The sequence below is a fragment of the Janthinobacterium sp. CG3 genome, assembly GCF_000344615.1.
Lineage (GTDB): Bacteria > Pseudomonadota > Gammaproteobacteria > Burkholderiales > Burkholderiaceae_D > Janthinobacterium.
Genome location: NZ_KB467824.1, coordinates 4,873,429 through 4,896,520, shown reverse-complemented (window position 1 = coordinate 4,896,520; position 23,092 = coordinate 4,873,429). Strand labels below are relative to the sequence as shown.

The window sequence follows — 23,092 nt, the reverse complement described above, 5'->3', positions numbered from 1 at the left end:
AAAGCCTTAACGTAGCGGTATCAGGGGCCAACCCCGGCTCAATCCGCCACGACGGCCGCTTCCGCCGAGTTGCCGGCCATCAGGCCGAGCACGCGCTGGCGCACGAAGTTGATGTGGCTGCGCAGGCCGTACAGGCCGTCCGCGAACGACAGCGGTATCGATATCTGGTTGACCATTTCCTCGATTTCATTCAGGCGCTTGAGTTGCTCGGCGTAGATCTCGGCGCGGCGTTCCTCCGGCGCCTCCTCCAGCGCCTGCTCGACGGTGCGCAACTGGCCGTACCAACGGTACACGCGCGAACGGATGCGCCACACGTACAGCGGCGGCACCACCTTCGACAGCGGCAGGATCAGCGCGCCCAGCGCCACCACCAGCACCCACATGCGGTCGAAGAAATTGGCCAGCCAGAAACTCATGTAGTGCTGCAACATCGGCGCGCCATCCTTGTAGAACTTGGCGGCCTCGCGCGCCACCGGAATTTCGGTATACCGCGCCGACGGAAACTGGCCCTGCTGCTGGAACCAGCCGGTGCCGCCGTGGATCTGCCCGGCGGCCTGGACGAACAGGTCGATCAGCGCCGGATGCAAGTCCTCGCGCGCGACCAGGGTCGCGGTCGGCGCGATCAACTGGTAGTCCTGGCCCGGCAGGTCGCGGCCCAGATCGACGATGCCGCGCGGCAAGGTCACATGGGTCAGGAACGGCAGGCGCCGGGTGTAGGCCTCGGCTTGGGCGAAGTCGAACAGGGTGATGCCCGGCGTTTGCAGCAGCATCTGGATCAGCGGCGCCTCCGGCGCCGAGCTAAACACCAGCGCGTCGATGCGCCCCTCCAGCAATTCCACGGTGGCCGGGGTGTTTTCCAGCCCGCCGATGACCAGGTCGGCCGCCTCGACGCCGTTGACCGCCAGCACCTGCTTGAACAGGCGCGGCACGCCGCTGCCCTCCGGTCCCAGATTAATTTTCAATCCCTTGAGCTGGGTCAACTGATTGATCGATTTTTCCTCCCGCATGAACAGCCAGACCGGCTCGGTAAACAAGCTGCCCAGAGAAATCAAGCCCTTGCGCTCGGCCTCGGCCTGTTCGGTCGAGCCGCTTTGCACGAAGGCGATATCGACCGCGCCCTGGTTCAGGCGCTGCAGGTTTTCCTGCGAGCCGAGCGAAGGCTGCGGCGTGACGACGATGGCGTGCCTGGCCAGCGCGGCGACGTATTGCTTGCCGAATTCACTATAGGCGCTGTTGTCCTGGCCCGTGGCCAGGCTCACTTTGCGCGGCGGCGCCGGGTCGACCAGCCAGTAGGCGACGGCGCAGACGGCGACGATGACGGCGATGGTGGGGCCGGCGGTGACGAGCAGGTCGCGCACCGAAAAACGCGTGAACGTCAGGATTTTGGACATGGTATAGCGCATAGGTTTCATGGGTTGATACCATGCCAATATTTGCGCAACTATGCAAGGGGCTTGTCCATGCGGCGCTGCGTCAATTCGGGTACAGTGGAACGATGTTCATTAAACAGGGAAGTTTATGTTGAAAATACTGGGCAAGGCGTCTTCCATCAACGTGCGCAAAGTGCTGTGGACCTGCGCCGAAATCGGCATTCCCTTTGAACGCGAAGACTGGGGCGCGGGGTTCCGGTCTACCGCCGACCCGGAATTTCTCCGAATGAACCCGAACGCGCTAGTACCCGTCATCAAGGACGGCGACTTCGTGCTGTGGGAATCGAACGCCATCTGCCGCTACCTGTGCGCGCGGCACGAACGCGAGGACTTGCTGCCGCGCGCGCCGCAAGCCCGCGCCCACGTCGAAAAATGGATGGATTGGCAAGCCACGGACTTGAACAATTCGTGGAAGTACGCCTTCATGGCGCTGGTGCGCGAGAGTCCGCAGCACCGCAACGCCGCCGAACTGGAGGCCGGCATGGCCAACTGGGTCAAGCACACCGCCATGCTGGAGCGCCATTTGCAGGGCGGCGGCGAGTACGTGGCCGGACCCGGCTTCACGCTGGCCGACGTGGTGCTGGGTCTGTCGGTGAACCGCTGGTACATGACGCCGATGAAGCGGCCCGACTACCCGGCCGTGGCGGCCTACTACGAACGCCTGAGCCAGCGCCCCGGCTTCATGCTGCACGGGCGCAACGGCACGCCGTAACGCCGGCGCCGCACCGCGGTCAGCCCCCGAGGGTCCGACCCCGGTGTAAGGCCGCCGCTTCCGTTCACTGGCGCGGCCCTCTCACTTCCCCTCAACCACCGACGCATTGCGCCGGCGCGGCCGGCCCCGGCGCCGGGCCGGCCGCGGTCTTCAGCAGCGCGCCGGCGGCCGGCGCCGGCGGCTCGATCAGCGGCATTAGTTTCGGCGCCAGCACCACCAGCAACTGCACCGGCAGCGCGCTGGTGAAGTCGTAGTTCTTGGCGTCAGGGCCGCGCACATAGGCGGTCATGCTGCCGAAGAAGCGTTCACCGATGTTGAAGACGAAAGTGGCCGAGCGGTTCACGTAGCGCGACTCGATCAGCCGACCGCCGCCGCCGTAGACGTCGAAACGCTGGTCGCCGGTGCCAGTCTTGCCGCCGACCGGGATGACGCTGCCGTCGGCCTTGACGAAGGCGCTTTTGACGCGCTTGGCGGTGCCGTTGGAGACCACTTCGGCGATCGCGTCAACCACCGCGCGCGCCACTTCCGGCGCCAGCACCTGTTCGTTGGCGCTGCTGGTAGCGCGCTTGACGGTGGTGTCGTACGGCGTCCCGGCGGCGAAGTGCAGCGATTCGATGCGCTGGCTGGCCTTGCGCACGCCGCCGTTGATGAGGATGCCCATCATTTCGGCCAGCGCCGCCGGCCGGTCGGCCGAGGCGCCCAGCGTGGTGGCGTAGGACGGCACCAGCGAGTCGAACGGATACCCCATCTTTTTCCACTGGCGGTGGATTTCCAGGAAGCCCTCCAGTTCCAGCAATTCCGAAATGCGCCGGTCCTGGGCGTGCTTGCGGTGGGTCGAAAACAGCCATTTATACACTTCCTGGCGCTCCTTGTCGCTGGCGGCGACCATTTGCGACAGCGTCGCGCCCTCGTGGCCGCGCAGGTAGCCGACCATCCACAGTTCCAGCGGGTGGACGTTGGCCAGGTAGCCGCGGTCGGCCAGCGACCAGTTGCCGATGGCGTATTGCTGGTACAGCTTGGCCACGCGCTCGGCCGGCACTTCGTTTTGCGACGGCAGGTTGTCCTTGAGGAAGGCGGCGAACTGTTCCAGGCTGGCCTCGGGGGCGATCGAGCGGTGGATATTGCTCAAGCGAACCGGGGTGGCGCGTATGCTACCGAGCAGCACTTTTTCCTGCTCGGCGGCGTTCTTGCCCTTGTACTTCTGGTAGAAGCGCTGCAGGAACTCGCGCCCTTCCTTGTCGGCGAAGCGGCTCAGGTAGAGGGCGCGGCGCGGGTCGTCCGAGTCGGCCAGCAGCGACGCCGACGAGCCCGGCGTCTGGAACATGTAGAAGCGCGCGACGTCGCGCATCAGGCGCACGAACACCAGGTTGGTCGACTGGCGCAACGCCTCGCGCACGGTGAGGATGCGGCTGTCGTCGAGCTTGGAGAAGTTGTTGAAGTAGTGCACGCCGCCGCCGGTGAAGAAGCCTTCGCCCGGGCCGCCCGAATACTTGCGCTCGAGCGCGGCCTGGAGCATCGCCGGCAGGTCGCGGCCCCGGTCCAGCGGCAGCGCCTTGAAGTAGCCGATGGCCCACTGCGACAGCGTGTCCTTGGGGTCGACCACGGCCTTGCCGAGCGCGCCCGCGTCCATGCCGCCGTAGCGCTTGTGCAATTGCGCGACGATGTCCATATACGTCACCAGCGTGCGCAGCTTGGCGGTCGAGCCGAGGTCGAGCTTGGCGCCGTCGTTGATGTCGAGCGGCTGGTCGAAGTTGTCGGTCTGCAGGCGCAGGCGGTTGACCTGCTCGCCCTTTTCCAGCAGCGTGAAGCTGTAGACGACGTTGGCCGGGTCGCCGTTGCCCAGCATGCCCTTGCCGGTCAGGCCGGCGGCCTTGGCCGCCTCCGGGTCGCGCAACTGGCGCAGCACGGTGGTGACGTCCTTCTGGGCGCGCGCGTCGAGCGTGCTGACCACGCTCAGGTCGAGCCGGTCGAGGTTGTACAGGCGGGCGTCGCCGAGCAGGCCGCCGAGGTGGGTGCGCACCGCGTTCGAAGCCTTGCGCGTGACGAAGGAAATCGGCTGCGCCAGTTGCGCGCCGGAGGCGGCCGCCGTGTGCAGCTTGACGGCGGTGGCGGCGTCGCGCAGTTGCGCCGTGATGACGCCGGCCTGGGCCAGCAGGCGCAGGTGGCTGTTGGTCAGCTCTTCCAGATCCTCGTCGCCGGCGCCCAGGTAGTGCGACGGCCGGCGCTGCGCGATCAGCAGGCTGAGCGCCTGCTTGTAGGCCAGCGCGCTGCCGGGCTGGTCGAGCTTGCCCTTCAGCTCGCCGCTGACTTCGTTGAAGTCGCGCCCGTACCAGACCCACAGGCCGTCGCCGATGCCGTTGACCTCGCCGTAGCCGGGCTTGGCCGACAGCGGCACCGTGTTCAGGTAGTCGACGACGATCTGCCGCCGCACCTCGGTGGTGTCCTCGCCCTGCTGGTAGGCGCGCAGGGTGGCCGAGACCATCTGCCGCAGCTTGTCCTTCATCGAGCCGGTGCGGCCCTCGGCCGAGTGGCGGTATTTCTCGATCTGCGTCGCCAGCGTGCTGCCGCCGCCGCCGCGGTGGCCGCCCAGCGTGTTGAGCGATTTGTCGAGCACGGCCTTGCTGAGGCGGTCCCACTCGACCGCCGGGTTGCGCTTCGGATAGGTCGGGTCGAGCAGCTCGCGGTTTTCAATGAACAGCAGGCTTTTCACCAGGATGGCCGGGGTGTGCGCGAAGCCGTTGTAGACGCGCTCCGGATAGCTGGCGGTAAACAGCGGCTCGCTGCGGCAGTCGAGGATGGCCAGGCCGACCTTGGTCTTTTCGCGGTAGGTGGCGAACACGCCCATGTCGGCCAGTTCCACCATCTTCGGCGAGAAGCGCGCCTGCGACGTGACCAGGTAGTCCTTGCTCTTGAGCTTGCCGAGGAAGTCCGGCAGGTTGGCGTAGCCGAGCCGCTCGTCGTACGGGCTGTCTTGCGGGAAACGGATCGACGCGGCCGGGCTAGGGCCGGCCTCGACCGTGTACTTGAGCTTGCCGACCAGTTGCGTGAAGAACCGCGCCTGCATCGCCGAGGTGCGGCTTTCGCGCACGCCCCACCAGGCCGCCGCCAGCAGCAGCGCCAGCAGGATCAACAGCAACATGGCCTTGAGGCGGCGGGGTTTTTTCGGCGCCGCTGGCGGCGCCGGGGCGTCTTCCTGCGGCGGGACCGGAACGTCGGCCGGGGCCATATGTGCGCTTGTTTGTGTCATAGGATGCAAATGGGTAAAAGGGACTGGCCGCGGCCGGCCGTAGCGCAACGCGGCCGCGCCGGCGCGCAGTTTGCGCACCGCGCGCACCACGACGCGCGGGCGGGAAAAGCGGCGGTTGCTTAACATATGCCGGCCCCCGGCGCCGCCGCACCGCCGCGCGACGCGCGTCGCACACGGTACGCGCGCGTTGCCGTGGCGACGCGCAGCAGGTTCTCGGAGGTGCCCATATGTGTCAAACCTGTCAGTCGTGGTTCAGTGAGCGTAAAACTGTCGGTCGGTTGGAAATGTTCGGCCGTGGCGCCGGCGCATGCCGGCGTCGCACTACCATTCCACCACATCGGCACCGCGGCGACCGGGTGGCGTGTATAAAAAACCCGCTTCAGTTGAGATTTTCGCAAAAAAACAACGGCGCGTCCCGGATTCGGCCAGCGCCGCATCGGTCCTCCAGAAAGCGGGGTTTTCCGACGCTAGTATTTTGTTATTAAATCTCCGTGTACTCGACCTCCAGTCGTTCCAGTTCGGCGCACAGCAGCGCGAAGGCGGCCGCCGTCTGGGCCGGCTCGCCCTTGACGCCCAGCTCGATATGCCGGCGCGTCTTGGCGTCGCCCACGTGCGGCAGGCTGAACACCTTCACCAGCGCGAACTGCGCCTCGAGCGCCTCCATCAGCGGCGTCAGTGTCGACTCGGCCGCCTCGAACACCAGCGCCGCCTGCTCGGTGCGGGCGTCGCGGTTGAACAGCTGCGGATAGTGGGTGTCGAGCACCCATTCGATCATCGGCCAGGCCATCACCGGGAAGCCCGGCACGAAGTAATGCGTGCCCAGCGCGAAGCCGGCGACCTTGTTGTACGGGTTCGGGATCAGCTCGGCGCCCTCGGCGAACTCGGCCATTTTGAGGCGGTGCAGATTGTCCGCCGCCTCCAGGTCGACCGTGCGGCCGGCCTCGGCGGCCACCTCCAGGATGCGCTGCTGGATGCTGTCCCTGGCCCCCGGGTGCAGGCGCAGCGGCCGGCCCAGCGCCGTGGCGGCGGCCTGGCGGGTATGGTCGTCCGGCGTGGCGCCGATGCCGCCGCAGCAAAACACGATGTCGCCGCCGGCGAAGGTGCGCTTCAGCGTCGCCGCGATGCGCTCCGGCTCGTCGCCCAGGTATTCGGCCCAACCCAGTTGCAGGCCGCGCGCGCCGAGCAGTTGCACGACCTTGGCGAAGTGCTGGTCGACCCGCTTGCCCGATAAGATTTCGTCGCCGATGATGATCAGTCCGATAGCCATAGCCGCTCCTGTGTGATAGTCGAAAGTAGGGATTGCAAAGCCCGCGCTAGCGGCCGTGGCGCCCGGCGCGTTCAAGCCTCGGCCGCCGCCGCTTCCCCGGCGCCGCCGGCGCCGCGCAGCGCGCCCAGCGCCGCAAGGCAGAAATAGGCGAACCACAGGCCGGTAAAGATGAATATGAGCACATACAACCAGATCGCCAGCATCGCCAGGAAGGGGAAGAACACCACCGACATGGCGCCGCCCATCCACAACAGGCCGGGCAGCGAGCCGGCCGCGCCCGAGACCAGGCCGATCGCCAGCAGGGGCCAGCGCCGGGTGCGCATCAGCGCGCGCCGCTCGTCCTCGCTGGCGTAGTCGGCCAGCGCGTCGTAGGCCATGACGCGGCAGGTCAGCCAGCCCCACAGCAGCGCCTGGGCCAGCAGCGCCAGCGGCGGAAAGACGTACAGCGGCAAGGTGACGAACCAGCCCAGCACGAATACCAGGAAGGCGCCGCAGCTGGTCTTGAGGCTGCCGGCGAAGCTGCCGCCGCGCTTTTTCTCCAGTTGCGGGAAATGCCGCCCGCCGACGTGGCGCCCGACCGCCGGCATCGCCGCCACGCCGATGAACAGCAGCGCCGTCAAGATCATCAGCGGCAGCAGCAGGAACATGGCGATCAGCGGCACGATGACGGTCTTCAGCATGCCCAGGCCGAGCGCGCCCAGCACGCCGCCGCTGAGGCGAAAGCCGTCGTGCTCGACGAAAAAGCCGTGCAGGGCGTCGACCAGCGGTTGCAGGCCCAGCCACAGCAACGCGGCCCACAGGGCCACCGACAGCGCGAAGGGGATCAGGCTCAGCAAGATCATGCGGCCGTGCAACTGCGACAGCAGCGCGCGGCCATAGGCGTTCAGCACGGCGCGCATCAGTCCGGGCTCCGGCGCATGTATTCGAGCATGCGCTTCAGGCCCAGCCATTGCTGGCTGTAGAAGCCGCGGCCGTAGTCGCGCCCCGGGATCGCCTTGCCGGCGGCGTTGATGTAGGGATACTGGCCGCGCACGCCGGTGGCGGCGTATTCCGCCGTGAAGTTGGCGGTGCGAAAGACGATGTCCCAGATCGGCAGCAGGACGGCGAAATTGCAGCCGCCCAGGCTGCCCTTGCCCTTCGATTCGTGGCCGACGCCGATGGCGTGGTGCATGCGGTGGTAGCGCGGCGACACCAGCAGGCGTTCGCCGACGCGCCCGAAATGGATGCGCACGTTGGCGTGCTGCAAACTTTGCAGGATGCGCGAGACCGACACCAGCAACACGTACTGGCCGGGCGGCACGCCGATGCCCAGCGCGATCAGCGCCATGAAGACGTCGCGCAGCAGGTCGTCGAGCAGGTGGTTGCGGTCGTCGCTCCACAAGTTCATATTGCGCTGGCTGTGGTGCAGGCTGTGCAGGCCCCACCACCAGTTGAACACGTGCGAGGCGCGGTGGTACCAGTAGTCGAAGAAGTCGAGCACGACAAAGTACAGCAGGAAGCTGGCGATCGGGCTGATGCCCGGCCACAAGGTTTCCAGGTTGACCGGGTGCACCCCGTCGAGCCGCAACGCGCCGGCCAGGCTATCCATCAGCGGGTCGAGCGTGAAGAAGATCAGCAGCGGGAACAGGCCGACGCGGTGCAGCACGGTGTAGACGAAGTCGTTCCAGCGCGCGCGCCGGTCGCTGATCTGGTGCACCGGAATCAGCGCCTCCAGCGGGCGCAGCACGACGAACAGCAGCGCCAGCTCGCACACGCCGATCAGCAGCCACTCGGTGCCCTCGAAGGCTTCCTCGGTGAATGCGCCGAAGCCGAACTGGTAAATCAAGGGTTGGATGGCGTGTTCGAACAGCCAGCCCTGGGTGGCGCCGAAGCCATCGATTAAAAATTGGATCATGGACGCTTCATGAGGGGTTTATAGTCGGGATGCTCGCGCAGCGTGGCGAAGCAAAAGCCTTTTTGTTGCAGGCCGACGATCAGCGGTTCCAGGTTGGCCGGTGCCCACGCCTGCCGGCGCGACCAGATGCCCATGTGCGCGACGAAGATGTCGCCGTCGCGCAAGTTGGCCAGCGCGCGTTGCAGCAGCAGCGGGTTGGGGTAGGCTTCGCTGGACAGTTCGTCGCCGGAGAAACCGGCCTTGGCCCAGCCCACGTGGGCGTAGCCGCAAGCCTTGCCGGCGGCTATGCTGGCGGCCGAGACGCGCCCGCCGGGCGCGCGCCAGAGCGGGTCGAGCTTGGCGCCGGTGAGTTCCTGGAAGCGCCGGTCGACCCGTTCGATTTCCTCGCACAACTGGCGCGCACTCCAGTGGAGCGTTTTGCCGGCGTTGGCGCCGAACTGCGGCTGCACCGCGATGGCCCCGGGCGCGGCGTCGCGCCGCAGGTAGACGTGGTCGAAGGTGTGCGAGCCGAAGGCGTGGCCCTCGGCGACGCGGGCCTTCCAGTAGGCGGCCCAGGACGGGTCCAGCGAATAGTCGCCGCGGCTGGTCTTTTCGTTGGCCAGGAAGAAGGTGGCCTTGACGCGGTGCCGCCCGAGCGTGCTGGCGATCAGCTCGGCCTGCGACTGGCTGCCGGTGTCGAAGGTCAGGTAAATCGTGCCCTGGCAGGCCGGCGCGGCGGCGGCCGGCGCCGCCACTTGCAGCGCCGCCGCCAGCGCGCCGGCGATCAGGGCGGCGCGCGGCGCCGGGGCGGGCGGGGTCGGAATCGGCATGCCGCGCTTAAATGCGCGGCGAGTGGCCGGCGAAATACACGCCGTGCGGCGAACGGCCGACCGGGATCAACTTGACAACCTTGCGCGTGGTCAAGTCGATGACCGCGACTTTCTTAATCCAGCGCAAAGTCACCCACATGGTCTTGCCGTCGGCGCTGACCTCCATGCAGTCCGGGCCGCCCGGCACGTTGATGGTGCCGACGTTTTCCAGCGTGTGCTGGTCGATGATGTTGATCGTGTTCGAGACCCGGTTCGAGACGAAGGTGTGGCGCTTGTCGCCCAGCGCGCGGAAATTGTGGGTGCCGGCGCCGGCCTTGATGCGCTTGACGATTTTCTGGCTCTTCCAGTCGATCACCTCGACGTAGTCGCTGCCCATGATGCCGACGAGCAGGTATTTGTCGTCCGGCGTCATGGCGATGCCGGCCGGCAGCTTGCCAACCGGCATGGTCCACTTGACCGTTTGCGTGGCCAGGTCGATGCCGCTGACCTGGTCGCTGCCCTGCTGGGTGATGAAGGCCATGGTGCTGGCGGCGTTGAAGGCCATGTGGCTAGGCAACTTGGCCAGCGGGATGCGCTTGGCCAGCGTCAGCGCGCTGCCGTCGTAGCGGTACAGGTCGATCCGGTCCAGGCGCAGGGAATTGGAGATAAACCACTTCTGGTCGGGCGAAAAGCCGATTTGATACGGATCAAGGATGTCCTTGATGCGGCGCTGCAACTGACCGGTTTTCGGATCGAGGAAAATCAGCTCGTTGCCGACCGAACTGGCGACGATCAGCGACTTGCCGTCCGGCGTTTCCATCAAATGGTGCGGCTCCTTGCCCACTGGTATCGAGGAGATCGGGCTGAAGGTTTCCTGGTTCAACAGTTGGATGGTGGCGTCGCGCGAGTTGAGAACCACCACGACACCCGCTTGCGCCGTCGAGACGGCCGCGACGGCCGAGATGGCGCAGACACTGGAAAAAACGATACGGCGTAGACTGCGGAACATGAAAAAATCGCTTGAAAGTCCGAAAAGGCTATTTTACGTGCAAACGGGCATGCGCTTCGATTTATTGCCTAGATATCGCCCAGATATCAATTCGCTCTCCGGCCGGCGCCGCGCGCCGGCCACGCCCAATAGCGCTTTGTAACTGCTTGCTCTACAATCTAGGATTAGCCCCTCCACACACAAGGAAAACCATGTCCACAATCACCACACCATCCGGCCTGCAATACATCGACGTCAGCGTCGGCGAAGGCGCCGAGGCGCAAGCGGGCCAGAACGTCGTCGTCCATTACACCGGCTGGCTGCAAAACGACGACGGCAGCAAGGGCTCGAAATTCGACTCCAGCAAAGACCGCAACGACCCGTTTGAATTCCCGCTGGGCGCCGGCCGCGTCATCAAGGGTTGGGACGAGGGCGTGCAGGGCATGAAAATCGGCGGCACCCGCCAGCTGATCATCCCGTCGGCGCTGGGCTACGGTTCGCGCGGCGCGGGCGGCGCGATTCCACCGAACGCGACCCTGATTTTCGACGTCGAACTGCTGGGCGTGTAATGTCCCAGGCCGCCGTTGTTACCGTTGCGCGCAGCGCGCTGCTGCTGGTGGCGCTGCTGCCGGCCTTGAGCGGCTGCGTCGTCGTGGCGGTCGCCTCGACGGTCGTCGGCGTGGGCGTGTCGGTGGCCTCGACCGCCGTTGACGCCACCGTCGCCGTCGGCAAGGGCGCCGTCAAAGTCGGCGGCGCCGTGCTCGGCTCCGGCGACGAGTAAGCCGCCGGCCGGCCGCGGCCGGCCGCGGCCGTTAGCGCTGCCAACCCTGGCGCAACGCCTGCCGTTCCATCTTGGCGTCCAGCGCGGCGCTGTCGATGCGCTGCTCGACCGCCTGCTGCACCGCCAACGCCGCCTCGGCGCGGCCGCGCCCGGCGCCCGCCTGCCGCGCTTGCCCGGCCTGCTGCACCAGCACCGGCAGCGCCCATTGCGCGCCGCTGCGGCACGCCAGCCCGGCCAGATCCCGGCCGCCGCCGTCCATCACGAAGCTGCGGCAATACACCCCCTGGTTCGACACGAAGCTCAAGCCAATGGCCACCTTGCCGTCCGCCGTGGCCGGGCCGGACAGTTGCTGCGACAGCGCCGCCGCCAGTTCGCCGCGCGCCACCAGCGCGCCGTCGGCGCCGGCCGCCGCCGCCAACCGGTCCGACGGCCACTCGGCCAGCACGAAGCGGCCCAGCAGCAAGCCGCAGGCCAGCGCCGCCGCCAGCGCCGCCCATTCCGGCCAGGACCAGTTCGCCACCCTGGCGACCGGCTCCGGCGCGGCGTGGCGCGCCGTCCTGGTGGCGCGCACCGCGTCGAGTTGCACCACCTTGGCGCCGCGCAGGGGCCGCAGCGGCCGCAACAAGCGCGGCGGCGGCGTCTCGTCGAGGATAGGCGCGAAGGCGGCGAACACCTCGGCGCGCAAGGCCTTGTACCGCGCCACCCGTTGCGCCACGGCCGGGTCGCGCCGCATCGCCGCCTCGACGGCCTGGCGGCTGGCGTCGTCGAGTTCGCCGTCGGCAAACGCCATCAGGATGTCGTCGCTCAAGGTCATGGCATTTTCCGCGCCTGGTCAGGTAGCAGCCCCTGCAAGGCCTGGCGCGCCCGTAGCAAATGCTGGCCCACCGACTCGGGCGGCAGGTCCAGCACGGCCGCCGCCTCCTGATACGGCAAACCCTCGACCAGCACCAGGCCGAGCACCAGGCGCTGCTCGTCGTCGAGCCGGCCGATGGCCTGCCGCAGCGCGCGCCTGGGCGCGTCGGCCGCGACGCCGCCGCGCTCGCCGGTATCGTCCGCCGAGAACGCCGGCTCGGCGCGCGCGGCCGGCCGCGGCTGGCCGCGCCAAGCCTGCGCCATGATGCGGAAAACCCAACTGTCGAGGCGGGTGCCGGGCTGCCACTGCGCGCTGCGCTGCAAGGCGCGTTCGACCGAGATCTGGACCAGGTCGTCGGCCTCGTCGCGGCGCGGGCACAGGACGCGGGCGAAGCGACGCAGGCGCGGCAGCAAGGCGCCAATGTCGGCATGGAGCAACATGGAGGTCGTGGTCATCAATATCCGCTCAGCGGGCGCGGCGCCGCGCGCCGTTGCCGCGCCGCGCCATCCATCATCGATATCAGGACACCTATACTATCATCCGGCCCGCCGGCGCCGCGCACGCGCCTCCGGTATAGCGGGCCGGCAAGTACGAGCTTGCCGGCCGTCTCAGCCGTCGCAGCCGTCGATTGACCTGCCGCGCCGGACCGTCCGCCGCCGCGACCTGTCAGCCCGGTTCCCGCCACTCGTCCATCAGCGCCAGCATCACCAGTTTCTCGAACTCGGGCGCGAAGCGGTGAATGATGTTGTCCGGATCGGTGGCCAGCGCGTCGTCGGTGACGATGCCGAACTGCACGCCGCCGTTGTAGCTGAGGATGGACACGCCGACGCCGATGTCGCCCGACTGCGGCACCCAGAACATCACCTGGTCGAGCTGGCTGCCGGCCAGGTACAGCGGCGTGTGCGGACCGGACACGTTGCTCATCACCGCCGTGGCCTTCCTGGCGAAGTAGTTCTGTACCTCGTTTTGCACCTGCTTCGGGGTCGCCCCCAGCACGCCCAGCACCGACATCGCCACCAGCGCGGTGTAACCGCCCTTCAGCTCGTTCATGCGCCGGCGCACCTCGAACAGGCGGGCGACCGGGTCTTCCAGCCCGACCGGCAACACCAGCGGCACCAGGCCGAAGGCGTTGCCGAGCTTTTGCCGGCGGCTGGCCTTGCGCAGGTTCACCGGCACCATGACGCGCACGTCGCAGTCGCGCGCCACCGCGTCGCCCTTGGCGCGCAGGTAGGCGCGCAGCGCCCCGGCCACGCTGGCCATCAACACGTCGTTGATCGAGCAGCCGAAGGCCTTGCCGACCGCCTTCACCTCGGCCAGCGGCAGCGGCTCGCTCCACGCCACGTGCTTTTTACCGTTCGGCTTGCCCTTCAAGCGGGTCGGCGTATCCTCGCTCATGGTCGTCAATTTGACGGCGTCGGTCGCCAATTGCCCGGCCGTATGGCCCAGCTCGGCGAGCTGCCCGCCCAGCTTGTCGAGCTCGCCCAGCATGCCCATCGACTTGATCAGCAGGTGCGACGACAGGTCGATCGCCTTGATGCCGGTGGCGGTCAGCGGCAGCAGGATCTGCGCCCACGGGTTTTCCTCGGCGGCGGCGCGCGCGCGCGGGCTCGGCTCGGCCGGGGCGACGTCGATTTTGCTACCGAACATGGACATGAACACGCCCACCAGCGCCACGCCGTCGGCGATGCAGTGGTGGATGCGCACGATCAGCGCTTGGCGCACGCGGCCGTCCTCGCCGACGCAATGGTCGACCAGGTGCATCTGCCACAGCGGCTTGTCGGCCGCCAGCGGCTGCTGCGACAAGGCGCCGACCAGTTGCTGCAGCGCCGGCTTGTTGCTGGCGCCGGCCGGCAGCGCCGGCGCCAGCAGGGCCGGCACCACGTGGTCGTCGAGGTCGACCGTTTGCTCCTGCCACCAACTACCCGACAGGTCGCTGACGACCCGGCTGCGAAAGCGCGACAACACCAGGAAGCGCGTCGTCAGCGCCAGCTTCAGCGCCGCGGCGCTGATCGGCTTGTCGAGCATGGCGACGCCGACGATCATCATCAAGTTGCTGTCCGAATCCATCCTGAGCCATGCGGTGTCGACGCTGGACATCTTTTTCCGGCTGGGGGCCGGCAGGGCTTTGGACAACATTCGAGCATCTCCTCTATAGTTTGGCGGGGGTTTGGTCCTATTATGTCGCTCGGGAATCGGATTGTTGCGATAAGATTCTAGTGAAACTACTCTAGCAACATTAACAGAGCAATATTTTTTCAGCCAACAGGAGTACGTATGAGTTTACAAGAGCAATTCGAGCAAGCGCAGCTTGACTCCAAGAACCTGTCCGAGCGTCCGGACAATATGACCTTGCTGAAGATTTACGCGCTGTTCAAGCAATCGTCGGCCGGCGACGCCAGCGGTTCGCGCCCCGGCTTCACCGACATGGTCGGCCGCGCCAAATACGACGCCTGGGCAGCCCTGACGGGTACCTCGACCGAAGAGGCGCAACAGCAATACGTCGACTTGATCGCCGATCTGAAAGACTAAAACGCACTAGCGCGCGGGCGGCGCCGGCGCGCAGCGGCGCCCGCCCCGCCCATCGCCCATCGCCCACCGCCGGCCCCCGCCGCCGGCCCCCTCCGTCCCGCTTCCACCGCGACTATTTTTATCCGCCGCCAGCGCCTGGACGATCCATTCGTCGCCGCTTTTCTGTTGCCATATGATGACCCGCGCGTCGGTGTGGCGGGCGACGTCCCTGGCCGGGCTCGAAGGACGCCTTGCGCGCCCTTCGCGGCGAAGCGGCGCGGCCAGCGCCGCGCGCGCCGTCAAGCTTTGCCGCCGAACACGGTCTGCATGTTTTCGGTGATCTTGCTTTCGATCTTGGCCGAGAAGGCGCTGAACAGGAAACCCAGCTTCAAGTCCATCTGCGCCTGCGTCTTGGCCAGCGTCAACGAACCGCTGACGCCGCTGCGCTCGAAGCGCAGCACGTCGCCCTCCCAGGTGCAGTCGAGGTCGTATTCCTCGGCCATTTTGTCGGCCACTTTTTGCGCCGCCTCGCGGGCTTTTTTGGGTGTCAGGCCGTGTTCCTGAACGATATGAATGTCAGCCATCGAGCTATCCTTTTGTTGAGATGAAATAAGACAGTCGGAATAATGCCAGTTGGGCCGCGGCGGCGCCAGTGCCCGCCCGTCGCCGCCCTCCGGCGGCGCGCCGTTGTGTAGCATAATAACGCCGCGGCGGCCGTGCGCCCCGGGCCGCCGCCGCGCCGACAACAGACAAAAGAAGAAAGATAAACGATGGAAACGAGCAGCATGCAAACGCTAGGCGCGGTCCTGTTCGGACTGGCCCTGTTGCACACCTTCGGCGCCAAATTTTTCGAGGTGCTGGCCCACCGCCACCCGCGCCACGCCGGCCTGCTGCACCTGCTCGGCGAGGTCGAGGTGGTGTTCGGCTTCTGGGCCATGCTGCTGCTGCTGGCGATGGCCGCGCTGGCCGGCGGCCCCGCCGCCCTCGCCTACGCCGAATCGCGCCAGTTCGCCGAGCCGATGTTCGTCTGCGTGGTCATGGTGGTGGCCGCCTCGCAACCGGTGCTGGGCGCGGTCGGGCGCCTGCTGGCCGGGCTGGCGCGGCTGGCGCCAATGCGCACCGCGGTCGCGCTGGCCTGGCTCGGGCTGGGCGTGGTACCGCTGACCGGTTCGCTCATCACCGAGCCGGCGGCGATGACGCTGGCCGCGCTGATGCTGGCGCCGCAGATTTTTCGCAAGGACATGCCGGAATGGCTGAAGTACGGCGCGCTGGGCGTGCTGTTCGTCAACGTCTCGATCGGCGGCACGCTGACCTCGTACGCCGCGCCGCCGGTGCTGATGGTCGCCACGACCTGGCATTGGGACACCGCGTTCATGGCCAGCACCTTCGGCTGGCGCGCCGCGCTGGCGGTCGTGCTCAACGCCAGCGTCATCACCTTCCTGCTGCGCGCGCACCTGCGCGACGCCGGCGCCGGCGCGGATGACGGCGCCGGCGCCGACGCCGCCCCGGCTGGCGCCGCGCCGATGTCGTGGACCGTCAGCGCGGTGCACCTGGCGTTCCTGGCCGGCGTGGTGTATTTCGCCCACCACCCGGTGGTCTTCATCGGCCTGTTCCTGTTCTTCCTCGGCTACACCAAGGCCTACGAGCACCACCAAAGCCCGCTGATCCTGAAGGAGGGCCTGCTGGTCGGATTCTTCCTGGCCGGCCTGGTGCTGCTCGGCGGCATGCAGCAGTGGTGGTTGCAGCCGCTGGTGTCCAGCCTGGGCCCGACCGCCATCTTCTTCGGCGCGCTCGGCCTGACGGCGATCACCGACAACGCCGCGCTGACCTACCTCGGCTCGCTGATCAGCGGCCTGTCGGAGCAGGCCAAGTACATGCTGATGGCCGGCGCGGTGGCCGGCGGCGGCCTGACCGTGATCGCCAACGCGCCCAATCCGGCCGGCGCCGCGCTGGTGCGGCGCGGCTTCAAGGACGGTTCGATCGGCGCCCTCGGCCTGCTGCTGGGCGCGCTGCCGCCGACCATCACGGCGGCGTTTTTCTTCCTGCTGTAACAACTGGGTCCACCCTGACGCCGCGGGTCGGCTTGGCCTGGCGCCATCCGACGCCGAGCCGCCGCCGGCGCCAGTCGGGTTACGCCCTGGCGGGCTAACCCGACCGACGACAACCCTCAACTGAGCGCGCGGTCCCGGGTTCAGCCCCTGGTTTCGGTGCGCGGCGCCCCTCCCCCTGTCCCGGCACCGGGCGCCACGTCGCGCCGCCCGTGCAAAGCTTGTGCCAGCTCAAACCGCGGCGCGGACAGAAGCCGACTATCTCAGTTCGAACCGAGGCGTGAAACTGGAACGGTCTGATCGCGCTGGCGCGTCGACGCCGCGGCCCGCGCCGCATCTTTTCTGGAGAGAAAATATGGACCAAAAAGTGATCGTGCCGGTCGAAGCCGTGCTCACGAAATGCGCCTCCCTGCCCGTCAGCTACGTGCCGACGCCGTCGGCGCCGTACCGCCAGCACCGCAAGAACGTGCAACTGACGCTGCAGCCGGGGCGCCCGCGCGGGCCGCAACCGTCGACGCCGGCGGCGGTGCCGCTCGGCTCGCGCGTGCTGATCTGGAAGCAAGACCCGGCCGTGAGCGACCTGGGCACGCGCAAGGTGTTCCTGCCCGGCCTGGTGCTGCAGGGTCCGCGCGACGCCCGCGTCACCTTCGGCGAGCCGGGCATCGCCCCGGTCAACCCGAACGCCTTCGGCGACTTCGTGGTCTCGCCCAACACCGACCAGTTCGACGCGATCCATACCTTCGCCGTGGTGCGCCTGACGCTGAGCATGTACCAGCGCGCGCTGGCCAGCGGCGGCAACGCCGCGCCGTTGCCGTGGCAGTGGAACAGCGCCAACAACACCGCGCCGCTGAAGGTGTTTCCGCACGGCCTGCCCAACGTCATGAACGCGTTCTACAGCCGCACCGAGAAGGCGCTCAAGTTCGGCGACTTCATCCCCAGCGGCGGCACCGAGCGGGTCTACACCTGCCGCTCGTTCGACATCGTCTCGCACGAGGCCGGCCACGCGGTGCTCGACGGCCTCAAGCCGAAATGGCTGCTCAACGGCAATCCGCCGCAAACCGGCGGCCTGCACGAAGCCTTCGGCGACCTGACCGCGATCTTCCTGGCCCTGTCGCAGCTCGACCAGGTCGAGGCGGTGATCGCCCAGACCAAGGCCAACCTGCACGACAAGACCTTCCTGGCCGACATGGCCGAACAGTTCGGTCTGGCGCTGGGGCGGCCGAACGGCTTGCGCAACGCCGACAACGACTTCAAGCTCTCCGAAACCGGCAACGAGGTGCACGCGATCTCGCAGGTGTTCACCGGCGCCGTCTACGACATCCTGGCCGACGTGTTCGCGTTCGAGCGCGACCCGGCCGTCGCAGACGACGCGGCGGTGCTGCACCGCGTCGCCGACGGCCTGCGCAGCCTGCTGCTGCGCGCGCTGATCGGCGCGCCGGACATGGGCGCCACCTACGCCGACGTCGCCAACCAGATGCTGCTCATCGCCAGCGCCGACGGCAAGCCGCAGCGCTACCGCGACGCCATCCGCGAACAGTTCACGCGGCGCGAAGTGCTCAGCGAGACGCCGTTGACGGGCCAGGCCGGTCCCAATCTGATGTTCCAGGCCTACACCGAAGACCAGCCCGGCGCGCGGCAAGACCGGCGCGCCTGCTGCGGCACGATGAACAGCGCCGAATACCTCGAATCGGAAAGCCTGCTCGACGAGGAGCGCGCGGCGCTGGCGGCGTGGTGCCGCGACTACGGCGGCAACCTGCGCGGCAACGGCCACGCGCCCGACGGCGGCGGCGCGCAACAAAACGGCGGCGGCGGCGGCGGCGGCGGCGGCGCGGCGGCGCGGGGCTTGAACGAAGAGCTGGGTTAAGCCCGGTTCGCGGGCGCCGCGCGGCGGCGGCCCGGCACGCAACCAAGAGGAGCGAGATGAAAATATCGGCAACCAGCAGCGGTGGCTTCGCCGGCCAGGGCGAACGCTACGACATAGACACCGCCGCCAGCGCCAAGGGCAAGGCGCTGGAGGCGGCGCTGGCCGGGGCCGGCTTTTTCGCGGACCGGGCCACGGCCCAGCCGGAGACCATCGGCGCCGACCTGCCGCGCTGGCACATCACCGTCGACGACAACGGCCGCCAGCACACGCTGAGCTTCGTCGAGGACGGCAGCCCGGCCAGCGCGGCGTGGCAAACCCTGCTGGCGCAGATCCGCGCCGCCGCCTGAACGGCGGCGGCCGCCTCCAAACCAAGGGCGCCAATCCGCTACCGCGCCGCGGCCGCGCCTTGGCGCCGCGGCCGCAAAACCGCGCATAAAACGAATTTGCTTATTTGTATTGTATATAAGCCCGATTTGTGAGAAATACCGAATTGCCTTAAAATACGCTGCTTTGCTTTAGCGGCACCGACGAATTCCCTCCGGCGCCACAGCACCCCCCATATTGATAGGACTGTTATGACCCACGTTGTCACCGAATCCTGCATCGCCTGCCGTTACACGGACTGCGTTGATGTCTGCCCGGTAGATTGTTTCCGGGAAGGCCCGAATTTCCTGACAATCGATCCGGACGAATGCATCGACTGCGCGGTGTGCGTCGCGGAATGCCCGGTCAACGCGATTTTCGCCGAGGAAGATGTGCCGGCCGACCAGCAAGCCTTCATCAAGATCAACGTCGACCTGGCGCGTAACTGGCCGTCGATCACCAAGACCAAGGCGGCCCTGCCGGATGCCGAAGAATTCAAGGACGTCAAGGAAAAAACCCACCTGCTGGTACGCTGACAGCGCGGCCGCGCGGCCACGCTAACTTGACCGTTCCCGGCGCCGGGCAGCCGAGCACAGCCGCGTTCGCGGCTGCGCGCCGTTGACCACCCCATCGCGCAACAGACAGGACACACACGGTATGAGTTATCACAACGTCATCGACGCCGACGCCGTCATCATCGGCGCCGGCCCGGTCGGGCTGTTCCAGGTTTTCGAACTCGGCCTGCTGGAAATCAAAGCCCATGTCATCGATTCGCTGCCGGCCGTCGGCGGCCAGTGCATCGAACTCTACCCCGACAAGCCGATCTACGACATTCCAGCCGTGCCCGTGTGCACCGGCCAGGAACTGACCGACAAGCTGCTCAAGCAAATCGCCCCGTTTGAACCGACCTTCCACCTGAGCCAGGAAGTGAGCGTGGTCGAGCGCCGCGACGACGGCCGCTTCAACGTCGAGACCAGCACCGGCACGCGCTTTCTGACCAAGACCATTTTCATCGCCGCCGGCGTCGGCTCGTTCCAGGCGCGCAAGCTAAAGCTCGACGGCATCGAAGCCTTCGAAGACACGCAACTGTTCTACCGCGTCAAGCAGCCGGCGCTGTTCGACGGCAAGAACATCGTCATCTGCGGCGGCGGCGACTCGGCGCTCGACTGGGCCTTGAATTTCGTCGGCAAGGCCGAATCGGTGGTGCTGTTGCACCGCCGCGAAGACTTCCGCGCCGCCCCGGCGTCGGTGGCGAAAATGAAGGCGCTGTGCGACGCCTGCGAAATGCAGCTGATCGTCGGCCAGGCCACCGGCTTCGACACCCGCGACGGCCGACTGAGCGAGATCAAGGTAAGCGGCAGCGACGGCGTGACGCGCCGCCTGCCGCTCGACATGCTGCTGGTGTTCTTCGGCCTGACGCCCAAGCTGGGGCCGATCGCCGACTGGGGCCTGGACATCGAGCGGCGCCAGTTGAAGGTGGTCAGCACGGAAAAGTTCGAGACCAGCGTCCCGGGTATTTTCGCCGTCGGCGACATCAACACCTATCCGGGCAAGAAAAAGCTGATCCTGTCGGGCTTCCACGAAGCGGCGCTGGCGGCATTCGGCGCCGCGCCCTACATCTTCCCGGACAAAAAAATCTATATGCAATACACCACCACCTCGCCGAAGCTGCACAAGATCCTCGGCGTCGACACCCCGGTTTTCGACTAGGCGGGCGGGCCTTCCGGCGCAGCCAAAACGCAACACTGAAAGCAGCGGAAACGCTGCTTTTTACGTTTTGGGCGCATGATGGAGACGTGCACCTTTACCGCTAGTTAGCGTAATTGCCACTCGGAATTAAAAACTGCTTCAAGTCACGAACAATTTTTCTATAATTGGATTATGATGATTGGAGCTGAAATCCGCACCCGGCACTCTACGAGGAATCATTTATGCTTTATCAACTGCACGAAATGCAACGCTCATTTCTCACACCCGTGATGCAATGGGCGGACATGTCCTCCAAGTTGTTCACCAACCCGGTGTCACCGCTGGCCCATACGCCGTTTTCGCAGCGCATCGCCGCCGGCTACGAGCTGATGTACCGGTTGGGCAAGGACTACGAGAAGCCAAAATTCGAAATCGACACGATTGACGTCAATGGCCAGACCCTGGCCATCACCGAACGCGTCGTCGTCAACAAATCATTCTGCCGCCTGCTGCACTTCCAGAAGGACGCGGGCGCCCCGGCGCAGCCGAAAGTGTTGCTGGTGGCGCCGCTGTCGGGCCACCACTCGACGCTGCTGCGCGACACCGTGCGCGGCCTGCTGGCCGAGCACGACGTCTACATTACCGACTGGACCGATGCGCGCATGGTGCCGGCCAGCGCCGGCGCCTTCCACCTGGACGACTACATCTTTTACGTGCAGGAATTCATCCGCCTGCTGGCGCCCGACCTGCACGTTATTTCGGTATGCCAGCCGACGGTGCCGGTGCTGGCGGCGATTTCGTTGATGGCCACGGCCAAAGACAAGCACATGCCGAAGACCATGACGATGATGGGCGGGCCGATCGATCCGCGCAAATCGCCGACCCAGGTCAACAACCTGGCCACCGAGAAGAAATTTTCGTGGTTTGAAAACACCGTCATTTACGCGGTGCCGCCGAACTATCCGGGTTTTGGCCGCAAGGTCTACCCCGGCTTCCTGCAGCACGCCGGTTTCATCGCGATGAACCCGGGCCGCCACGCCCAGAGCCACCGCGAGTTTTATATGCACCTGGTGACCGGCGACGACGAGCCGGCGGAAGGCCACCGCCAGTTCTACAACGAGTACAACGCGGTGCTGGACATGCCGGCTGAATACTATCTGGACACGATCAAGACCGTGTTCCAGGAATTCAAGCTGCCGATGGGCACATGGGAAGTGGACGGCCAACTGGTGCGTCCGCAAGACATCACCAATGTCGCCCTGTTCACCGTCGAAGGCGAGCTGGACGACATTTCCGGCGCCGGCCAGACCCAGGCCGCGCATGACCTGTGCAGCGGCATACCGGCCGAGATGCAGCGCGACTTCGTGGCGCCGAAATGCGGCCACTACGGTATTTTCTCGGGCCGCCGCTGGCGCGAAGTGATTTGCCCTGAAATCGGCAAGTTCATCAAGCAGCACGGTTAAGCGGGCGGGCCGGCAACGCTAGAAATCAACCCAGGCAAGGAGCCGGGGTCGGCCCCCAGGGGTCCGACCCCGGGGTTGCGCCTTTTTGGTTTTTACTATGTCAACGCCGAAACCGTCCGTCCAAGCGCGCCGTTGAGCGCGCTTTTTTACGCCTAGAAATCCAGCCCGGCGCCGCTGGTGTCGGCGCCGATACGCTTCCAGTACTCGCGCTCCAGCTTGGCCATATCGATCTCCTTGGCGGCGTCGTTGAATTTCTGCTGCTGCCGCAAGCCCTCCGCCGTCCGCTTGAAGCACAGGTGCACCGGGCGCTCCTTGAAAACATGCTCGGTAATCGTGATGCGCGCCCGTTCGGCCGCGCTGAAACGCGAACTGAGCATCAAATGCCGCAGCACATGCCTTTCAATCACGATCACGCGAAAGCGCTTGATCAGCAGCTTCCTCACATTGATTTCATCGCTGACGCCCTCCTCGACGCCGAGTTCGCCGCGTTTGACCATCGCATCGAACTGCTCGCCGTTCGAGTAGCCCGCCACCGTGCCGATCTTGACGCCGCCCAGCTGCGCCAGGCTCGCCGTCGGCAACGGGTCTTCCTTCAGGTGCGCCAGCACGGTCAGCGTGTTGCCGATCGGCGCCGAAAAGTGGCAGAGCGTTTCGCGTTCGGGGGTGCGCCATACCGCCAGAAAACCGGCGTAGGCCGGGTCCCGCAGGCCCGACTGCATGGTGCGCTTCCAGGGGAAATAGTCGACCCTCAGGCGGTAACCAGCGCGCTCGAACGCCAGCCTCACCATGGTGCCCGACAGGCCCTCGCCGGGCAGCGCCGCTGAAATGAACGGCGGCCAGTCCTCGGCCGCAAAGCGGATAGGACGCAACGCATCGGCCGGCCCGTCCGCCGCCCCGGCGGCGCAGGACAGGGCCAGCCCGGCGAGCACCGCGACCGTCCTGAAGATACTCATTTGCTGGCTCCCAAACACATCAGCGGATCGCCTCTTCCTCGATAGTAGGAAACATCGTCCCATAAACGATACCGTTTTCAAAGTTGTTTGTCCGCATCTTGTATACAAACGGGAAATACGCTGAAAAACCGGCAATTGCGCCACACCGGCGCCGGCCACGCCCGCTTTCGCCGATAGTCCGACAGCGCGCCATGGTTTTTTGCATAAGCCGCACCCATATATTGGATAATGAGGTTTTACCGCC

23 protein-coding genes are annotated in these 23,092 nt (G+C 66.5%); 10 read left to right on the top strand and 13 right to left on the bottom strand.

Annotation, left to right across the window (positions count from 1 at the left end; translation table 11 throughout):
• Nucleotides 1-38: 38 nt before the first annotated feature.
• Nucleotides 39-1,391 (bottom strand): TAXI family TRAP transporter solute-binding subunit, encoded by a 1,353-nt coding sequence (locus JANGC3_RS0121775; RefSeq protein WP_026133318.1) that lies wholly within the window; start codon nt 1,389-1,391, stop codon nt 39-41.
• A 127-nt stretch (nt 1,392-1,518) separates the two neighbouring features.
• Here JANGC3_RS0121775 and JANGC3_RS0121770 point away from each other — a divergent pair, with 127 nt between their 5' ends.
• A complete protein-coding gene (locus JANGC3_RS0121770) occupies nt 1,519-2,142 on the top strand; it encodes a glutathione S-transferase family protein (RefSeq protein WP_017878605.1) in 624 nt (207 codons plus the stop codon).
• Nucleotides 2,143-2,233: 91 nt separating this feature from the next.
• On the opposite strand, the gene JANGC3_RS0121765 is transcribed toward JANGC3_RS0121770, so the two are convergent.
• From JANGC3_RS0121765 to JANGC3_RS0121740, 6 genes are all read right to left on the bottom strand, one after another.
• Complete coding sequence (locus tag JANGC3_RS0121765; RefSeq protein WP_017878604.1) at nt 2,234-5,368, bottom strand: transglycosylase domain-containing protein; 3,135 nt, start codon at nt 5,366-5,368, stop codon at nt 2,234-2,236.
• A gap of 502 nt (nt 5,369-5,870) precedes the next feature.
• Nucleotides 5,871-6,656, bottom strand: coding sequence for a competence/damage-inducible protein A (locus JANGC3_RS0121760; protein ID WP_017878603.1), 786 nt, complete (start codon nt 6,654-6,656; stop codon nt 5,871-5,873).
• A gap of 71 nt (nt 6,657-6,727) precedes the next feature.
• On the bottom strand, nt 6,728-7,555 hold the full coding sequence (locus JANGC3_RS0121755) for an EI24 domain-containing protein (RefSeq protein ID WP_017878602.1): 828 nt from the start codon (nt 7,553-7,555) through the stop codon (nt 6,728-6,730).
• Entirely contained in the window at nt 7,555-8,550 is a 996-nt protein-coding gene (locus tag JANGC3_RS0121750) for a sterol desaturase family protein (RefSeq protein WP_017878601.1), read from the bottom strand. The genes JANGC3_RS0121755 and JANGC3_RS0121750 overlap by 1 nt, the downstream gene beginning before the upstream one ends.
• Complete coding sequence (locus tag JANGC3_RS0121745) at nt 8,547-9,359, bottom strand: polysaccharide deacetylase family protein (RefSeq protein ID WP_017878600.1); 813 nt, start codon at nt 9,357-9,359, stop codon at nt 8,547-8,549. Before JANGC3_RS0121745 ends, JANGC3_RS0121750 begins: the two co-directional genes overlap by 4 nt.
• A gap of 7 nt (nt 9,360-9,366) precedes the next feature.
• Nucleotides 9,367-10,347, bottom strand: a complete 981-nt coding sequence (locus tag JANGC3_RS0121740) for a YVTN family beta-propeller repeat protein (RefSeq protein WP_017878599.1) — start codon at nt 10,345-10,347, stop codon at nt 9,367-9,369.
• A 191-nt stretch (nt 10,348-10,538) separates the two neighbouring features.
• Here JANGC3_RS0121740 and JANGC3_RS0121735 point away from each other — a divergent pair, with 191 nt between their 5' ends.
• Nucleotides 10,539-10,895 carry an FKBP-type peptidyl-prolyl cis-trans isomerase gene (locus JANGC3_RS0121735; protein ID WP_017878598.1) on the top strand — a complete coding sequence of 119 codons (357 nt, stop codon included), beginning with the start codon at nt 10,539-10,541 and terminating at the stop codon, nt 10,893-10,895.
• Nucleotides 10,895-11,107, top strand: coding sequence for a hypothetical protein (locus JANGC3_RS29840; protein WP_017878597.1), 213 nt, complete (start codon nt 10,895-10,897; stop codon nt 11,105-11,107). Before JANGC3_RS0121735 ends, JANGC3_RS29840 begins: the two co-directional genes overlap by 1 nt.
• 31 nt (nt 11,108-11,138) lie before the next feature.
• On the opposite strand, the gene JANGC3_RS0121725 is transcribed toward JANGC3_RS29840, so the two are convergent.
• The 3 genes from JANGC3_RS0121725 to JANGC3_RS0121715 form a co-directional block, all read right to left on the bottom strand.
• Nucleotides 11,139-11,921 carry an anti-sigma factor family protein gene (locus JANGC3_RS0121725; RefSeq protein WP_017878596.1) on the bottom strand — a complete coding sequence of 261 codons (783 nt, stop codon included), beginning with the start codon at nt 11,919-11,921 and terminating at the stop codon, nt 11,139-11,141.
• Nucleotides 11,918-12,415, bottom strand: coding sequence for an RNA polymerase sigma factor (locus JANGC3_RS0121720; RefSeq protein ID WP_157406813.1), 498 nt, complete (start codon nt 12,413-12,415; stop codon nt 11,918-11,920). The genes JANGC3_RS0121725 and JANGC3_RS0121720 overlap by 4 nt, the downstream gene beginning before the upstream one ends.
• 211 nt (nt 12,416-12,626) lie before the next feature.
• The gene (locus tag JANGC3_RS0121715; RefSeq protein WP_232429749.1) at nt 12,627-14,096 is read right to left on the bottom strand and encodes a wax ester/triacylglycerol synthase family O-acyltransferase; all 1,470 of its coding nucleotides are present in this window, start codon (nt 14,094-14,096) and stop codon (nt 12,627-12,629) included.
• Nucleotides 14,097-14,234: 138 nt separating this feature from the next.
• On the opposite strand from JANGC3_RS0121715, the gene JANGC3_RS0121710 reads away from it, so the two are divergent.
• Nucleotides 14,235-14,489 carry an acyl-CoA-binding protein gene (locus JANGC3_RS0121710; protein ID WP_017878593.1) on the top strand — a complete coding sequence of 85 codons (255 nt, stop codon included), beginning with the start codon at nt 14,235-14,237 and terminating at the stop codon, nt 14,487-14,489.
• Between the two features lie 278 nt (nt 14,490-14,767).
• On the opposite strand, the gene JANGC3_RS0121705 is transcribed toward JANGC3_RS0121710, so the two are convergent.
• Nucleotides 14,768-15,052: a polyhydroxyalkanoic acid system family protein gene (locus JANGC3_RS0121705; RefSeq protein ID WP_017878592.1), complete on the bottom strand. Its 285-nt coding sequence runs from the start codon at nt 15,050-15,052 to the stop codon at nt 14,768-14,770.
• 186 nt (nt 15,053-15,238) lie between these two features.
• On the opposite strand from JANGC3_RS0121705, the gene JANGC3_RS0121700 reads away from it, so the two are divergent.
• The 6 genes from JANGC3_RS0121700 (at nt 15,239) to JANGC3_RS0121675 (ending at nt 21,895) form a co-directional block, all read left to right on the top strand.
• Entirely contained in the window at nt 15,239-16,519 is a 1,281-nt protein-coding gene (locus JANGC3_RS0121700) for a putative Na+/H+ antiporter (protein WP_017878591.1), read from the top strand.
• A gap of 352 nt (nt 16,520-16,871) precedes the next feature.
• The gene (locus tag JANGC3_RS0121695; protein WP_020480971.1) at nt 16,872-18,380 is read left to right on the top strand and encodes a hypothetical protein; all 1,509 of its coding nucleotides are present in this window, start codon (nt 16,872-16,874) and stop codon (nt 18,378-18,380) included.
• 56 nt (nt 18,381-18,436) lie between these two features.
• Nucleotides 18,437-18,727, top strand: coding sequence for a protealysin inhibitor emfourin (locus tag JANGC3_RS0121690; RefSeq protein ID WP_017878590.1), 291 nt, complete (start codon nt 18,437-18,439; stop codon nt 18,725-18,727).
• Nucleotides 18,728-18,955: 228 nt separating this feature from the next.
• The gene (gene fdxA, locus JANGC3_RS0121685) at nt 18,956-19,279 is read left to right on the top strand and encodes a ferredoxin FdxA (RefSeq protein ID WP_017878589.1); all 324 of its coding nucleotides are present in this window, start codon (nt 18,956-18,958) and stop codon (nt 19,277-19,279) included.
• 121 nt (nt 19,280-19,400) lie between these two features.
• Nucleotides 19,401-20,453 (top strand): NAD(P)/FAD-dependent oxidoreductase, encoded by a 1,053-nt coding sequence (locus JANGC3_RS0121680; protein ID WP_017878588.1) that lies wholly within the window; start codon nt 19,401-19,403, stop codon nt 20,451-20,453.
• A gap of 221 nt (nt 20,454-20,674) precedes the next feature.
• The gene (locus JANGC3_RS0121675; protein WP_026133316.1) at nt 20,675-21,895 is read left to right on the top strand and encodes a polyhydroxyalkanoate depolymerase; all 1,221 of its coding nucleotides are present in this window, start codon (nt 20,675-20,677) and stop codon (nt 21,893-21,895) included.
• Between the two features lie 152 nt (nt 21,896-22,047).
• Here the strand turns inward: JANGC3_RS0121675 and JANGC3_RS0121670 are convergent, their stop codons facing one another.
• Nucleotides 22,048-22,848: a substrate-binding periplasmic protein gene (locus tag JANGC3_RS0121670; RefSeq protein WP_157406811.1), complete on the bottom strand. Its 801-nt coding sequence runs from the start codon at nt 22,846-22,848 to the stop codon at nt 22,048-22,050.
• Nucleotides 22,849-22,867: 19 nt separating this feature from the next.
• Nucleotides 22,868-23,053 (bottom strand): hypothetical protein, encoded by a 186-nt coding sequence (locus JANGC3_RS32940; RefSeq protein ID WP_157406809.1) that lies wholly within the window; start codon nt 23,051-23,053, stop codon nt 22,868-22,870.
• Between the last annotated feature and the right edge of the window lie 39 nt (nt 23,054-23,092).

Coding starts and splice junctions, on each gene's coding strand:
- JANGC3_RS0121775 (WP_026133318.1), bottom strand. CDS start 1,391: ATGTCCAAAATCCTGACGTTCACGCGTTTTTCGGTGCGCGACCTGCTC.
- JANGC3_RS0121770 (WP_017878605.1), top strand. CDS start 1,519: ATGTTGAAAATACTGGGCAAGGCGTCTTCCATCAACGTGCGCAAAGTG.
- JANGC3_RS0121765 (WP_017878604.1), bottom strand. CDS start 5,368: ATGGCCCCGGCCGACGTTCCGGTCCCGCCGCAGGAAGACGCCCCGGCG.
- JANGC3_RS0121760 (WP_017878603.1), bottom strand. CDS start 6,656: ATGGCTATCGGACTGATCATCATCGGCGACGAAATCTTATCGGGCAAG.
- JANGC3_RS0121755 (WP_017878602.1), bottom strand. CDS start 7,555: ATGCGCGCCGTGCTGAACGCCTATGGCCGCGCGCTGCTGTCGCAGTTG.
- JANGC3_RS0121750 (WP_017878601.1), bottom strand. CDS start 8,550: ATGATCCAATTTTTAATCGATGGCTTCGGCGCCACCCAGGGCTGGCTG.
- JANGC3_RS0121745 (WP_017878600.1), bottom strand. CDS start 9,359: ATGCCGATTCCGACCCCGCCCGCCCCGGCGCCGCGCGCCGCCCTGATC.
- JANGC3_RS0121740 (WP_017878599.1), bottom strand. CDS start 10,347: ATGTTCCGCAGTCTACGCCGTATCGTTTTTTCCAGTGTCTGCGCCATC.
- JANGC3_RS0121735 (WP_017878598.1), top strand. CDS start 10,539: ATGTCCACAATCACCACACCATCCGGCCTGCAATACATCGACGTCAGC.
- JANGC3_RS29840 (WP_017878597.1), top strand. CDS start 10,895: ATGTCCCAGGCCGCCGTTGTTACCGTTGCGCGCAGCGCGCTGCTGCTG.
- JANGC3_RS0121725 (WP_017878596.1), bottom strand. CDS start 11,921: ATGACCTTGAGCGACGACATCCTGATGGCGTTTGCCGACGGCGAACTC.
- JANGC3_RS0121720 (WP_157406813.1), bottom strand. CDS start 12,415: ATGACCACGACCTCCATGTTGCTCCATGCCGACATTGGCGCCTTGCTG.
- JANGC3_RS0121715 (WP_232429749.1), bottom strand. CDS start 14,096: ATGTTGTCCAAAGCCCTGCCGGCCCCCAGCCGGAAAAAGATGTCCAGC.
- JANGC3_RS0121710 (WP_017878593.1), top strand. CDS start 14,235: ATGAGTTTACAAGAGCAATTCGAGCAAGCGCAGCTTGACTCCAAGAAC.
- JANGC3_RS0121705 (WP_017878592.1), bottom strand. CDS start 15,052: ATGGCTGACATTCATATCGTTCAGGAACACGGCCTGACACCCAAAAAA.
- JANGC3_RS0121700 (WP_017878591.1), top strand. CDS start 15,239: ATGGAAACGAGCAGCATGCAAACGCTAGGCGCGGTCCTGTTCGGACTG.
- JANGC3_RS0121695 (WP_020480971.1), top strand. CDS start 16,872: ATGGACCAAAAAGTGATCGTGCCGGTCGAAGCCGTGCTCACGAAATGC.
- JANGC3_RS0121690 (WP_017878590.1), top strand. CDS start 18,437: ATGAAAATATCGGCAACCAGCAGCGGTGGCTTCGCCGGCCAGGGCGAA.
- fdxA (WP_017878589.1), top strand. CDS start 18,956: ATGACCCACGTTGTCACCGAATCCTGCATCGCCTGCCGTTACACGGAC.
- JANGC3_RS0121680 (WP_017878588.1), top strand. CDS start 19,401: ATGAGTTATCACAACGTCATCGACGCCGACGCCGTCATCATCGGCGCC.
- JANGC3_RS0121675 (WP_026133316.1), top strand. CDS start 20,675: ATGCTTTATCAACTGCACGAAATGCAACGCTCATTTCTCACACCCGTG.
- JANGC3_RS0121670 (WP_157406811.1), bottom strand. CDS start 22,848: ATGAGTATCTTCAGGACGGTCGCGGTGCTCGCCGGGCTGGCCCTGTCC.
- JANGC3_RS32940 (WP_157406809.1), bottom strand. CDS start 23,053: ATGCAAAAAACCATGGCGCGCTGTCGGACTATCGGCGAAAGCGGGCGT.